The sequence below is a fragment of the Aliidiomarina iranensis genome (assembly GCF_003987135.1).
Lineage (GTDB): Bacteria > Pseudomonadota > Gammaproteobacteria > Enterobacterales > Alteromonadaceae > Aliidiomarina > Aliidiomarina iranensis.
Genome location: NZ_PIPJ01000009.1, coordinates 1 through 12,277 on the forward strand (window position 1 = coordinate 1; position 12,277 = coordinate 12,277).

The 12,277-nt window shown below is 47.2% G+C and carries 14 protein-coding genes; 13 read left to right on the forward strand and 1 reads right to left on the reverse strand.

Features of this window, described 5'->3' with window-relative positions; genetic code table 11:
* Nucleotides 1-12: 12 nt before the first annotated feature.
* From CWE08_RS10240 to CWE08_RS10295, 12 genes are all read left to right on the forward strand, one after another.
* Entirely contained in the window at nucleotides 13-666 is a 654-nt protein-coding gene (locus CWE08_RS10240; RefSeq protein WP_126768010.1) for an RHS repeat domain-containing protein, read from the forward strand.
* Nucleotides 663-1,370: a hypothetical protein gene (locus CWE08_RS10245; RefSeq protein WP_126768012.1), complete on the forward strand. Its 708-nt coding sequence runs from the start codon at nucleotides 663-665 to the stop codon at nucleotides 1,368-1,370. The genes CWE08_RS10240 and CWE08_RS10245 overlap by 4 nt, the downstream gene beginning before the upstream one ends.
* Nucleotides 1,358-1,861, forward strand: coding sequence for a hypothetical protein (locus CWE08_RS10250; protein WP_126768013.1), 504 nt, complete (start codon nucleotides 1,358-1,360; stop codon nucleotides 1,859-1,861). Before CWE08_RS10245 ends, CWE08_RS10250 begins: the two co-directional genes overlap by 13 nt.
* A gap of 97 nt (nucleotides 1,862-1,958) precedes the next feature.
* Nucleotides 1,959-2,372: a hypothetical protein gene (locus CWE08_RS10255; RefSeq protein WP_126768015.1), complete on the forward strand. Its 414-nt coding sequence runs from the start codon at nucleotides 1,959-1,961 to the stop codon at nucleotides 2,370-2,372.
* Between the two features lie 6 nt (nucleotides 2,373-2,378).
* The gene (locus CWE08_RS10260; protein ID WP_126768016.1) at nucleotides 2,379-2,651 is read left to right on the forward strand and encodes an RHS repeat-associated core domain-containing protein; all 273 of its coding nucleotides are present in this window, start codon (nucleotides 2,379-2,381) and stop codon (nucleotides 2,649-2,651) included.
* Nucleotides 2,652-2,664: 13 nt separating this feature from the next.
* On the forward strand, nucleotides 2,665-3,624 hold the full coding sequence (locus CWE08_RS10265) for a hypothetical protein (protein ID WP_126768018.1): 960 nt from the start codon (nucleotides 2,665-2,667) through the stop codon (nucleotides 3,622-3,624).
* Entirely contained in the window at nucleotides 3,603-4,073 is a 471-nt protein-coding gene (locus tag CWE08_RS10270) for a hypothetical protein (RefSeq protein ID WP_126768020.1), read from the forward strand. The genes CWE08_RS10265 and CWE08_RS10270 overlap by 22 nt, the downstream gene beginning before the upstream one ends.
* A 320-nt stretch (nucleotides 4,074-4,393) precedes the next feature.
* Entirely contained in the window at nucleotides 4,394-5,185 is a 792-nt protein-coding gene (locus CWE08_RS10275) for an ankyrin repeat domain-containing protein (RefSeq protein ID WP_126768021.1), read from the forward strand.
* A gap of 202 nt (nucleotides 5,186-5,387) precedes the next feature.
* Nucleotides 5,388-6,026, forward strand: a complete 639-nt coding sequence (gene gmk, locus CWE08_RS10280; RefSeq protein ID WP_420837084.1) for a guanylate kinase — start codon at nucleotides 5,388-5,390, stop codon at nucleotides 6,024-6,026.
* 109 nt (nucleotides 6,027-6,135) lie between these two features.
* A complete protein-coding gene (rpoZ, locus tag CWE08_RS10285) occupies nucleotides 6,136-6,417 on the forward strand; it encodes a DNA-directed RNA polymerase subunit omega (RefSeq protein WP_126768024.1) in 282 nt (93 codons plus the stop codon).
* A gap of 180 nt (nucleotides 6,418-6,597) precedes the next feature.
* Nucleotides 6,598-8,712 carry a bifunctional GTP diphosphokinase/guanosine-3',5'-bis pyrophosphate 3'-pyrophosphohydrolase gene (gene spoT, locus CWE08_RS10290; RefSeq protein WP_126768026.1) on the forward strand — a complete coding sequence of 705 codons (2,115 nt, stop codon included), beginning with the start codon at nucleotides 6,598-6,600 and terminating at the stop codon, nucleotides 8,710-8,712.
* Between the two features lies 1 nt (nucleotide 8,713).
* Nucleotides 8,714-9,106 carry a RidA family protein gene (locus CWE08_RS10295; RefSeq protein ID WP_126768027.1) on the forward strand — a complete coding sequence of 131 codons (393 nt, stop codon included), beginning with the start codon at nucleotides 8,714-8,716 and terminating at the stop codon, nucleotides 9,104-9,106.
* Between the two features lie 75 nt (nucleotides 9,107-9,181).
* On the opposite strand, the gene CWE08_RS10300 is transcribed toward CWE08_RS10295, so the two are convergent.
* A complete protein-coding gene (locus CWE08_RS10300) occupies nucleotides 9,182-10,555 on the reverse strand; it encodes a Na+/H+ antiporter NhaC family protein (protein WP_126768029.1) in 1,374 nt (457 codons plus the stop codon).
* 195 nt (nucleotides 10,556-10,750) lie between these two features.
* Between CWE08_RS10300 and CWE08_RS10305 the strand changes: the two genes are divergently transcribed.
* Complete coding sequence (locus CWE08_RS10305) at nucleotides 10,751-12,277, forward strand: carbon-nitrogen hydrolase family protein (RefSeq protein WP_126768030.1); 1,527 nt, start codon at nucleotides 10,751-10,753, stop codon at nucleotides 12,275-12,277.

The following is a 12,277-nucleotide window of genomic DNA, read 5'->3' on the forward strand; positions in this document are numbered from 1 at the left end:
TAAGTTTAAAGTATGGTAGCAAAGGCTACTGCTAAAGACTTAGCTCCAATAGAGTTTGATAGTTGGATAAAGCCGGCCCATACGGAAAGCAGCACCAGCACCGAGCAAGGCAAAACCACCACCATTACGCAGCATGGCGTAGCGGAGCTTATCAGTGAGGGGGGCGAAACCTGGTTCCGGCGTAACTTGGGCAATGCGATTGTTGAGTTGCGACAGGGAGAGCGCGGTGAAAGCATCACCACCCGCTATGTATACACGGACCATTTAGGTAGCGTGGATGTGATTACCGATGACGCGGGGCAAGTAGAAGAAAAGCTCAGCTTCGATGCCTTTGGTAAGCGCCGGGCGGTGTTTAAAAGCAATAACCAAGCCGTGAACTTTACCTTGGCCTCGATATTAAGCCTCACGCACAAAGGTTACACCGGCCACGAGCAGGTAGACCACGCCAGCGTAGTGCAAATGGGTGGGCGGATATACGACGCCCACATTGGCCGTTTCCTACAAGCCGCCCCATTCGTACAAAGCCCAAGCAACAGCCAGAACTTTAACCGCTACAGCCATGTATTCTCGGCTCTAGTCTATTGCGGGGCGCAGCGGTTGCCGGCGCTTCAACATGGGCGTTTACGCCATCAGGCGGACCGGCAGCACCGACAGCGAGTCAAGTGACGGTTCGCTTGGGAATAAATATCGTTGCGGCACACAATCCGAATATGGGTCAGGCGTTGATGTATATCTCTGGGAGTTTAGGTGAAGATTTTGGCGGTTGGGTGCGAAATGCGGTAGGTAGTTACGGGCAATACAAAGCGCAATCCGAGTTAACACGCTTTGCGGCTAAAAATGGCTTGAGCTTGCAAGAGCTGAACCTAATTTTGGCGCTCAATTCCAAGATAGGGCTTGAAGTGGCGGGGACGACTTACAACTCTGAAAGTGGTACTGTTGAGGGATTCCTGTCAAGAGAAAAACCTGGTGGCATATTTGGACGAGCCTCGCGCTATATCGGAGTGCTTTGGGATATTAACGATACACTGCTTAATGCTCAAGGGTTGTTGGATGCTGTGTCATTGCAAGTGATTAACTCCGGCCATACTGGTCATCTAACAGGGCATAGCCTCGGCGCGTGGCGGGTCAATAATCTGGTGCGGCAAGGCTTTATCGAGTCTGGCACTTTGTTGTCGTTACCTGGATTTGCTTACCCGGCTGCAGGAACATCCGGAGCTTGTGCAACATTGGATCTGATTTGCGGAACCGGGGCTATGACGATATTCAGACCGGGGACAACATCAGTGGAAAGCCCGAGTTGGTGGCGTTGGATATATAGAAATCACACCATTGGTACGGTTGATGGTTATGGAGAGAGGTGGCCTGGCTGATGAGATGTATAAACTATTCGCTTATAGTGCTCCTTACCATGCTGCTCTCAGGGTGTGCGTTAAAACCAACGGAGAGTCAATGGGTTGGTGCCTGCAAGGAACTGCTGATTGAGCACAAAATATGGGATGGTTCTGAACAAGCATCTATGGGTACTACTTTACTGGCTCCCAGTGACGTGGAAAGTATATTCTGGCGGAAGCAGATTATCGGTTTGCTACCACCAGGGACGCAAGTCCGCATTGCTCATATCTATCAGGACTGGAATGGTTCTTGGGGACACTTCTTAAGAATAGAGGTTGAGGTACTGGAAGGGGAGTTTCGCGGATTGATAGCGGAGGTGCCAAGTATTGCACCCCATCATCCAAGGCCTCGCTGGATTTTGGCATGGGTGTCGGATCCTGATGCTTTACAGTTTAATCCAGAGCTACTAAAAGAATGTCCCGCTCCAGCCGTTCACACGGCAGGGGCGGGCAAAAGGCTTTTTGTTTAAACCTTAAGCAACATCCGATTCCAACTGCTTGAATACAGCGGTTAGACAGGTTTCTGACCGCGTCAGTTCTTTAACACCCCCTTAAAGTTAGGGTTAGGTGAAAATTAATTTAATGTTTAGCGTTTGTTCTACTCTCAATTTTTATTACAACTTCAGCTACGACAACAACGGCAATGTGACTTCGGATGGCAGGCACAACTTTACCTACGCCGCCTTTAACAAGCCGAGCCGCATTACCCAAGGCAGCGACCAGACCGAGTTCTGGTACGGCCCGAATTGCGAGCTGTACCGCCAGCGCGATGTACGCGGCGGCGAAGTAACCGACAGCCTACTGCTGGATGGGCTGTATGAGCGGGTGCAGTTGCCGGGAGGGGTGATTGAGCACAAGTTCCGGGTCGGCAATGCCCAGGCGGTGCAGCGCAGCAATGGTACCGGTGAAGAGCACTACTTTCATAGCGATGGCTTGGGCTCTACCGTGGCTGTGACCTCGCAGGCCAAAAATGTCTTGTAACAGCTGATGTACGATCCTTGGGGCCGGCAGTACGCGGTGCATACCCGCAGTGTAATGCTCAGCTACAGCTTACTGGGCGACTCTAAAGGCTACACCGGCCACGAGCAGGTAGACCACGCCAGCGTAGTGCAAATGGGTGGGCGGATATATGACGCCCACATAGGCCGCTTCCTACAAGCCGACCCATTCGTGCAAAGCCCAAGCAACAGCCAAAACTTTAACCGCTACAGCTATGTACTTTCAGCTTATGTTTTAAAGAAAGCCACTGAGCTACACTGACCCGAGTGGGTATTTGTTTCAGAAGCTTGCTTCGCCTTTTAAACGTGGCATTCGTGGGGTGTTTAAAGCATTGGGTGCGGATATCAGCCAAACCATTGTGAGTATTGGCTCTCTGTTCTGTGGCCCGTGGGCGCCCGCTTGTTCAGCCGCGGGAACTTATAATGTTGCGCGCGCTCATGGCGCATCCTCTAGTCAAGCCTTGCGGGGCGCAGCGGTTGCCGGCGCTTCAACATGGGCGTTTACGCCATCAGGCGGACCGGCAGCACCGACAGCGAGTCAAGTGACGGTTCGCTTGGGAATAAATATCGTTGCGGCACACAATCCGAATATGGGTCAGGCGTTGATGTATATCTCTGGGAGTTTAGGTGAAGATTTTGGCGGTTGGGTGCGAAATGCGGTAGGTAGTTACGGGCAATACAAAGCGCAATCCGAGTTAACACGCTTTGCGGCTAAAAATGGCTTGAGCTTGCAAGAGCTGAACCTAATTTTGGCGCTCAATTCCAAACTGGGGCTTGAAGTGGCGGGGACGACTTATAACCCTGATAAGCAACAGGTTACGGGTTTTAGCACTAGAGAAAATGGATTGTTGGGAAGCTGGGGTGGTGTCATCGGTGTGCTTTGGGATATCAATGACTCTCTACTCAATGTTCAGGGATTACTTGATGCGGTTTCAATGAGTGTAGTGAGTTCTGGTTACACAGGGCATTTAACCGGGCATAGTCTTGGTGCATGGCGAGTAAATAATCTGGTGCGTCAGGGCTTTATTGAATCAGGTACTTTGTATTCATTACCAGGGCTTGCGTATCCTGCTTCTGGAACATCTGGTGCATGCATCAGTACCGATCCGGTTTGCGGTGGCGGGTTACTGAATCCGTTGCGTGTAGGTACCATGCGTTTCACTAAGCCCAACAGTATTTGGGCTTCTCACAACTTTGATGAGTATGTACGACAATGGCAACAGCGAAGACACTAAACAGAGGGCGGGCACTGTTGCTTGCCTTACCACTTGGCTTGACGGCTTGTACTGGCGTAACCTCTTTATCCGAAGAAGAACTTTATTCGGACATGATTGGACAGTGCTATGTATTACAGCAAGATATGAAAATCCATGAAAATGGATGCTGGAGCCTTGGTGGTTTAATTTTATCACCGGATGAGAGTTACTGTTTCAAAGGAAATGTAAGTGATGTAGAACAAGGGGCTCAGATTAGGCTCTTTGATATAAGGCAACAGCAATGGGGTAGCGCTGGGTTTTGCCCTCAAGCCGTAGTGAAAGTGAAAGGCACTGAAACCTCTGGCAGAGAAGTATTCATTCCTCTTTGTTTTTCAAATGACCATATAAGCTGGCTGGAAGATCCTCTTTGGCAGCGCGGAGATGCGATTAGATTGAGAGAAGAGTATGTACTTCCTTGCGGTAATTAACGGTGTTGTTTTGTTTAATCCTGCTAGTTTTACATGCCGGCGCATCCATTACGCACTTTCGGAGTTCTGCCGATGCGTTACGGCTGATTAATGCCGTGACGCCTACCACAGTTTATGGCCAGAAAGTATCGTTGGGTCCGGCTGGTTGGCATACTATGAGCCATGCGTGTCGACGCGCCGCCAATGCCTGTTAATGAGGGAATATGATGAATTATAGGATTACATTGCTCGTTTGTATCAGTGCAGCACTGTTGCTTAGTTGTACGAATACGATACCTTAACAATCGGCACCTACAGAATTGAATGAGTTGATAAAGCGAATGGATGCAAACCAAAAAGAAGCGAGTCAGCGAGAAGATGAACAACCTGCTGTCAGTCGCATGTCTTTGCGCCGGATGTTCCCAGATAGGCAGGTGCGAGCATTGGCAAGTGCTGCAGGGAGAGGGCGACTTGAACGGATAGAGCAGTTAGTGGCACAGGGCGTTGATGTGAATGCTCGAGGTACAAGTGGTGCTACTCCATTGTACTGGTCGTTTCGTCGTAAGAATTTATCAGGATTTAAGAAACTTCTGGAGCTTGGTGCCGATCCCAATGTGATTTACGAGGACGGCACCTCGATCATGTATTTTGTTGCCGCCGAGGATAATCTGGAGTTTTTGAGGTTGGCATTGGAGTTTGGTGCTGATCCGAATTTGGTTTCCGGGCGGCGGGAACGGAGTATCGACCATCCTGAGTGGGCTTTTTCTGGGCATACACCATTGTTTCATGTAGCTATTTTCAATCCAAATGCGATTGAAGCGGTTGATCTGCTGTTGGAGTATGGAGCAGATATTAATGCCCGTACTCGACGAATAGGTCGAACAGGTCGGTCAGTATCATTGCTTATGTCTTCAACTTCTGGAGGGAAATATTATCTAACCCTTCACTTACTCGAACATGGCGCAGATTACACATTTGTGAATGAGGTCGGTGATAGTTTGATGACTCGCCTTACAAGGGACTGGTTAGGATACAAGCCAGATACACCCTTGGGTAGAAAAATCACTGCAGACATGGAAAAAGTGGTAGATTGGCTGGCTGATCGGGGTATTGAAATTCCAGAAAGTAACTAAGTTTTATTTACCTCGGCAGCCCTAGCCAAGTAAGGGATTGGAGCACCGAGCAAGGCAAAACCACCACTATTACCGAAAGGCTACACCGAACATGACCAGGCAACCCCCGAGCATGGTGCGGTAGCCGCAGATTATATAGAAAAGTGGTTTTTTGGTGGTATTCGGTGTACTTTATTGTGCACCTTTGAACTCACTTGTAAGCGTGCTTATGTCGAACGTTAGTGGAAATCTTTTTGTGATCGCTGCGCCAAGCGGTGCTGGAAAATCAAGTATGATTAAAGCCTTGCTGGATCGGCACCCAAAAGGCTCTATGCAAGTATCGGTGAGCACTACTACTCGTGCACCGCGGCCTGGTGAAGTAGATGGTGTGCATTATCACTTCGTAAGTGAAGAGGCTTTTTTACAACAAGTTGAAAAGCATGATTTTTATGAGTGGGCAAAAGTGTTTGATAACTATTACGGCACTTCGCGCACGGTAATAGAAGATACGTTAGCCAGTGGTATTGATGTGTTTCTTGATATTGATTGGCAAGGCACTCGGCAAGTGAAAGCCGCTTATCCCGGTGTGCACACCATATTTATTCTCCCGCCTTCCAACGAAGAACTTGAACGCCGTTTACGTGAGCGTGGGCAAGATAGCGATGAAGTGATTGCAAAACGCATGGCGAAGGCCCAGCACGAAATGTCGCATTACGCTGAATTTAGTTACTTAATTGTGAATAATGATTTTGCTACATCAGTGGATAATTTAGAGCATATCGTGATGAGCCAGCGCTTACGCCGTTCGAAGCAACAAATTCGGCATCGAGAAATATTACATAATCTACTTGCTGAAGAATAAAAACCCAAATAAAACAATGCAATGAGCAATAGATCTTGGCGGATCTGTTACTTTGCAGTACACTATTTGCCCTTTCAAAGAATCAATTTGAGTTTCGCGGAGTAATAAGATGGCACGGGTAACAGTAGAAAACGCAGTAGAACGCATTGGAAACCGGTTTGATTTGGTTCTGGTAGCAGCACGTCGTGCGCGTCAAATAGCGAACTATGGCAAAGAGCCTATGGTGCAAACCACAAACGATAAACCAACTATTATTGCACTTCGCGAAATCGAAGCAGGGTTTATCGATGCTGGCCGCCTTGATCAAGACGATCAAGATGCGCAATATGCGCAAGATGAAGCGGAAGTAGCAGCAATGGCCGCATTGAAATCGAGTGATACGAGCGATTAATCGATTTTCTCAACGGGGGCAATCTGCTCCCGTTGGCATTTCCCCCGTTGGCAAATTGTTTGTTTCCCCTTATCCTCTCTGTTATACCTAAAAAAATACCTAAAAATAGTATTTAAAAATAATCTTATAAATTATTTGAACAAACAATAAAGTAGTTAACAGAGAAGTGAGAGCGCTGAAGTGTATCTTTTTGAAGGTTTGCGCACATTAACCGAAGCTTATTTACCTGCTGATCAAGTAACACGCCTTGAGCAGGCTTTTGTTGTGGCTTTTGATGCGCATGGTGAGCAAAAACGCCAAAGTGGCGAGCCCTATATTACCCACCCAGTAGCGGTAGCATGCATGCTTGCCGAGATGCGGCTTGATCATGAAACGCTCATGGCAGCCTTGCTGCACGATGTGATTGAAGATACACCGGTAACGCAAGAAGATCTTGCTGAACAGTTTGGCCCTACGGTGGCGGAACTGGTTGAGGGTGTTTCGAAGCTCGATAAGCTACAGTTTAACAGTAAAGAAGAACATCAAATTGAAAACTATCGCAAAATGATTATGGCGATGGTGCAAGATATTCGCGTGATTCTAATCAAGCTAGCTGATCGTACGCATAATATGCGTACCATTGGTTCATTGCGCCCCGATAAACGCCGGAGAATTGGCCGGGAAACCCTCGAAATTTATGCCCCGCTGGCGCATCGCCTAGGTATCCATAACATAAAGAACGAGTTAGAAACTCTCGGCTTTCATGCTCTTTATCCTTGGCGTGCCCGGCTGTTGGATAGCCAAGTTCGCAAAGCCCGAGGCAACCGCAAAGCGCTGCTGGAGCGCACCCACAATGAGGTGCTATCGCGCCTTGGTGAAATGGGAATCAAAGCCCGTGTGTATGGCCGTGAAAAGCATCTATACAGTATCTACAAGAAAATGCTGAATAAAGAGCTTAAGTTCACGCAGGTAATGGATATCTATGCATTCCGCGTAATCGTTGATTCGGTAGATACCTGTTATCGCGTGCTGGGAGCCGTACACAATTTATATAAACCCATTGAAACGCGTTTCAAAGATTACATTGCGATTCCGAAATCGAATGGTTATCAATCGCTGCATACGTCGTTGAAAGGGCCTCATGGGGTGCCGGTAGAGATTCAGATTCGCACTGAAGAAATGGATTTAATGGCTGATCGGGGTGTTGCGGCACACTGGTTATATAAAGATATTGAAGATAACAACACTACCGCACAGGTGCGTGCGCAGAAATGGATGCAGAGCCTTATTGAACTGCAACAAAGCGCGGGTAATTCGTTTGAATTTATCGAGAATGTGAAATCGGATTTATTCCCTGATGAAATTTACGTTTTCACTCCCGATGGCCGTATTATTGAATTACCGCAAGGTGCTACAGCCGTAGATTTTGCCTATGCAGTGCATACAGATATTGGTAACACATGCATTGGCGCGCGGGTTAACCACAAGGCTTATTCGCTCAGTAAACCCCTAGAAACTGGCCAAACCGTTGAAATTAGAACTACCCCGGGCTCACGGCCAAATATTGCATGGTTGAATTTTGTGGTAACTGGCAAGGCACGTTTAAAAATTCGCCAGTATTTGAAAAACCAAGAATTCGATGAAGCATTGGTGTTGGGCGAACGCTTGTTGCGCGCCTCGCTCGGCAATATCAGTATGGATGATATCAATGAAGCCGAATTTATTCGGGTTGCCCAAGAGTTGAAACGAGCTGATAAACAGAGCCTGTTGCGCGATATTGGCTTGGGTAACTTAATGGGTGTTGCAGTAGTTCGCCGGCTGATTGGCGATGAGCAACGGTTAAAAGCAGCAGCAGGTGATGATGAACGTGGCCGAAGTTTGGCAATAAAGGGAGCTGATGGCCTGTTATTATCGTTCGCGAAATGCTGTAGGCCGATTCCTGGCGATGATATTATCGCCCACGTTAGCCCCGGGCGAGGCCTTGTGATTCATCGCCGAGAGTGCAAAAACGTGCGGGGCCATGAAGAAGAGCCGGGCCGCTATTTCCCTGTGCAGTGGGATAATAAACCTGATTCTCAGTTTGTTTCTGAGATTCGAGTAGAGGTAGTGAATCATCAGGGAGCGTTAGCGCAATTAACGCAGCAAATTGCGCGCACGGGCTGTAATATTCAGGGCTTAAAAACCGAAGAAATTGATTCTAGTATTTATTACATTGATGTGGCGCTCACGATTAATGATCGCAAGCACCTAGCCGATGTTATGCGGCAGATTCGCAAGATGCCGCAAGTTCAGCGAGTTTCTCGTTTAAGGAAATAAAATGTCGAAAGTGATTATTGCTACAGATAAAGCGCCTGCGGCTATTGGAACCTATTCGCAAGCCATAAAAATTGGTACCACAGTGTATCTTTCAGGCCAAATTCCATTGGTGCCCGCTACCATGGAAATGGTTTCTAATGATTTTCGCGCGCAAGCGGAGCAGGTATTCAAAAACTTAAGTGCCGTTTGTTCTGCCGCCGGTGGCGAATTGCAAGATATGGTGAAAGTGCAAATCTACTTAACTGATTTAAATCAATTCGCGGTGGTAAATGAAGTAATGGCCGAGCATTTTGATACGCCTTACCCTGCGCGTGCAGCGATAGAGGTTTCGGGGTTGCCAAAAGGCGCTCAAATAGAAATCGATGGCGTGATGGAATTACCCTCCACAAATTAATGAACACAGGTAAAACTAAAAAACGCCCGAAAGGGCGTTTTTTAGTTTCGATTGATAGCCTTTGGCCACTTGAACCTATACCGCAGGCTCGTGTTCATTCACTGTATTCGGTTCAGCTTTGATCGGGCCAATAATAAAGATAGTTGCTATGGCTACTACACCCAAAATAAAGCAATAGAAGGTATTTAAGCTTACTGCGAGCGGAGATATACCGAACGTAGCCCCCATGAGTAACGCTTGGGCTCCGTAGGGCAGAACACCCTGCACAACACAGGCTGCAATATCGAGGTAACTTGCCGCTTGCTTGGGTGCAATATTGCCTTCTTTGGCCAGCCGTTTACTTACCTCGCCGGAAATTAATATCGTTACCGTATTGTTGGCAACAGCGAGATCGGTGAGTGCGGTTAAGCCCACAATACCAAATGAAGCTGAGCGGTCGGCTCTTTTACTCAAGCGGTTGGTGATGCGCTCAACGGTGTTAGATAAGAACTTTAAACCCCCTTGTTGGCGGATAAGTGCGGATAAACCACCGATCAATAACGACAACAGGAAAATTTCTTGCATGCTAGTAAAGCCTACATACACATCTTGGCTAAAGGTTACCAGTTCGTAATCTACGGCCACGAAACCAAACACTGCCGCTAAAATAATACCGAGTGTAAGTACTACAAAAACGTTCAAGCCACTAACTGCCAGCGCAATGATGAAAAAGTAAGGCAATGCTAACCAAAAATTTGCCTCTGGCACATCAATAGGTGCGCTTCCGGTATCGAAGAACGAAAGCACAATAATTGTGAGAATAGCAGCAGGCACGGCAATGCGAAGGTTAGCTTTAAACTTATCTTTCATTTCACAGCCCTGAGTGCGCGTAGCGGCAATGGTGGTATCGGAAATAAAGGATAAGTTATCGCCGAACATTGCCCCGCTTACTAACACACCGGCCATCAGCGCAGGGTTTATGCCCGCGGCCTGGCTTAAGCCCAAAGCTACCGGTGCAAGTGCTGCCAACGTACCCATGGATGTACCCATTGCGGTGGAAACAACTGCGGCAATTAAGAAAATACCGGGCAAAATAAACGATGCGGGAATAATGCTTAGGCCCAACGCTACCATGGCATCAACCCCACCGGTAGCTGCAGCTACTGTGGAGAAGGCACCGGCCAGCAAATAAATTAAGCACATCGTAATTATATTGTTGTGCCCCACGCCGGCTACGAATGTTTCTATGCGATCGTTGATGGCTTGTTTGCTTAAGATTATGGCAAGAATAATTGCGGGCATAATCGCAACTGGGCTCGCTAGTTGATAAAAAGCCATATCAACGCCATCGAAATGGAAATAAATGCCGGTTCCTAAAAACAGAGCAAGGAAAAGCGCGAGAGGTAAAAGCGCTACGGCTCTTGGTTTTACGGATTCCGTTGGGTTATTGGTGTTTGCATTAGAAGACATAAATATCCTGATTTTATTTTTAGACGTCCAGAAGCATAAACATCTTGGTTCTGGCATGCAAGTAAGAATTCACATAGATGTTTTCCGTGCTGCTGTGAATCGGTGTACACTCTGTCTATAGTTTGAGCTTTGCGATATGCCCCGAAAGTATAGCCAAGCTCTGGCAAATATGATGGTAAAAAAGAGAGAATTGGAATGAGCCCAGAAGATCTGCATTTACAACTGCGCAATTTACGCGATGAAGATTACCCCCAACTAAAGGCCCTTATGGATCGTGTATACGATGACATCGGTGGTGCTTGGGAGGAACATACGATTCATGCGCTTATTCGCGATTTTCCTGAGGGTCAGATTTGCCTAGAAGATAATGGTGTGATTGTGGGGGTAGCCCTTACGGTACAGGTTATTTACGATAAGTTTAGTAACCCTCACAAATACGATGATCTATTAAGTAAGCGCGATAAGATTTTGAATGAAGCCGATGGCGATGCCTTGTATGGCCTCGATGTGCTGATTCACCCAGATTATCGCGGCTACCGTTTGGGCCGCCGGTTATACGATGCCCGCAAAGAGCTGTGTATACAGCAGAACTTAAAAGCCATTTTAGCGGGTGGCCGTATTGTGAATTTTCATAAATACGCCGATGAAATAACAGCTAGTCAATATTTAGAGAAGGTGCGCCGCCGGGAAGTTTACGATCCGATTTTGAGCTTTCAGTTAGCGAATGATTTCGTGGTAAAACGCCTGCTGTATAAATATTTGCCGGAAGATAAGCGTTCGAAAGGTTATGCCACATTGTTGGAGTGGAGTAATTTCCTTTACGAGGCTTCGGAAACTGTGATTCATTCGCGTTCTCGGAACGTGCGTATTGGTGCGGTGCAATGGCAAATGCGTGCGGTTAAATCAGTTGAAGAGTTGCTGCAGCAAGTGGAATATTTCGTGGATGCGATTTCCAGTTATAAGAGTGATTTTGTGCTCTTCCCAGAGTTTTTTAATGCGCCATTAATGGGGCTTTCGAAAGATGGCCAACAAATGAGTGCCATTCGTTTTCTCGCAGGATTTACCGAACGGTTCAAAAAAGAAATGTCGCAGATGGCGGTGAGCTATAACGTGAACATTATCACCGGCTCGATGCCCCTGAGTGAAGGTGATTCGCTCTACAACGTAACCTATTTGTGCCGCCGCGATGGCTCTATTGAAGAGCAACGTAAGATTCATATTACCCCCCATGAAAAACGCGATTGGGTAATTGAGGGCGGTGATAAAGTTGAAGTGTTTCAAACCGACGCCGGCCGTGTTGGTATTTTGGTTTGCTATGATGTGGAATTCCCAGAGCTTGGCCGCTTAATGGCTGATGAAGGCTTAGAAATTCTGTTTGTGCCCTTCTGGACGGATACGCGTAATGCCTATTTACGCGTGCGCCATTGCGCACAAGCGCGGGCTGTAGAGAATGAATGCTACGTTGTAATCTGCGGTAGTGTAGGAAACTTACCTGAAGTTGAGAGTTTGGATGTGCAATATGCGCAATCATCGGTATTTTCACCTTCGGATTTCGCATTTCCCCATGATGCCGTGATGTCGGAAACAACACCAAATACAGAAATGTTGATGTTCTCTGATTTAAACTTGGATGAATTGAAATATTTACACAATGAAGGTTCAGTAACTAACTTAAAAGACCGGCGTACGGATTTATATGATGTTGTTCGTAAGTGGGATTAA

Excerpts from the sequence above, each read along its gene's own strand:
- CWE08_RS10275 (WP_126768021.1), top strand. The coding sequence starts at position 4,394 with ATGGATGCAAACCAAAAAGAAGCGAGTCAGCGAGAAGATGAACAACCT.
- CWE08_RS10295 (WP_126768027.1), top strand. The coding sequence starts at position 8,714 with ATGTCGAAAGTGATTATTGCTACAGATAAAGCGCCTGCGGCTATTGGA.
- CWE08_RS10270 (WP_126768020.1), top strand. The coding sequence starts at position 3,603 with ATGGCAACAGCGAAGACACTAAACAGAGGGCGGGCACTGTTGCTTGCC.
- CWE08_RS10300 (WP_126768029.1), bottom strand. The coding sequence starts at position 10,555 with ATGTCTTCTAATGCAAACACCAATAACCCAACGGAATCCGTAAAACCA.
- CWE08_RS10305 (WP_126768030.1), top strand. The coding sequence starts at position 10,751 with ATGAGCCCAGAAGATCTGCATTTACAACTGCGCAATTTACGCGATGAA.
- CWE08_RS10260 (WP_126768016.1), top strand. The coding sequence starts at position 2,379 with ATGTACGATCCTTGGGGCCGGCAGTACGCGGTGCATACCCGCAGTGTA.
- rpoZ (WP_126768024.1), top strand. The coding sequence starts at position 6,136 with ATGGCACGGGTAACAGTAGAAAACGCAGTAGAACGCATTGGAAACCGG.
- CWE08_RS10240 (WP_126768010.1), top strand. The coding sequence starts at position 13 with ATGGTAGCAAAGGCTACTGCTAAAGACTTAGCTCCAATAGAGTTTGAT.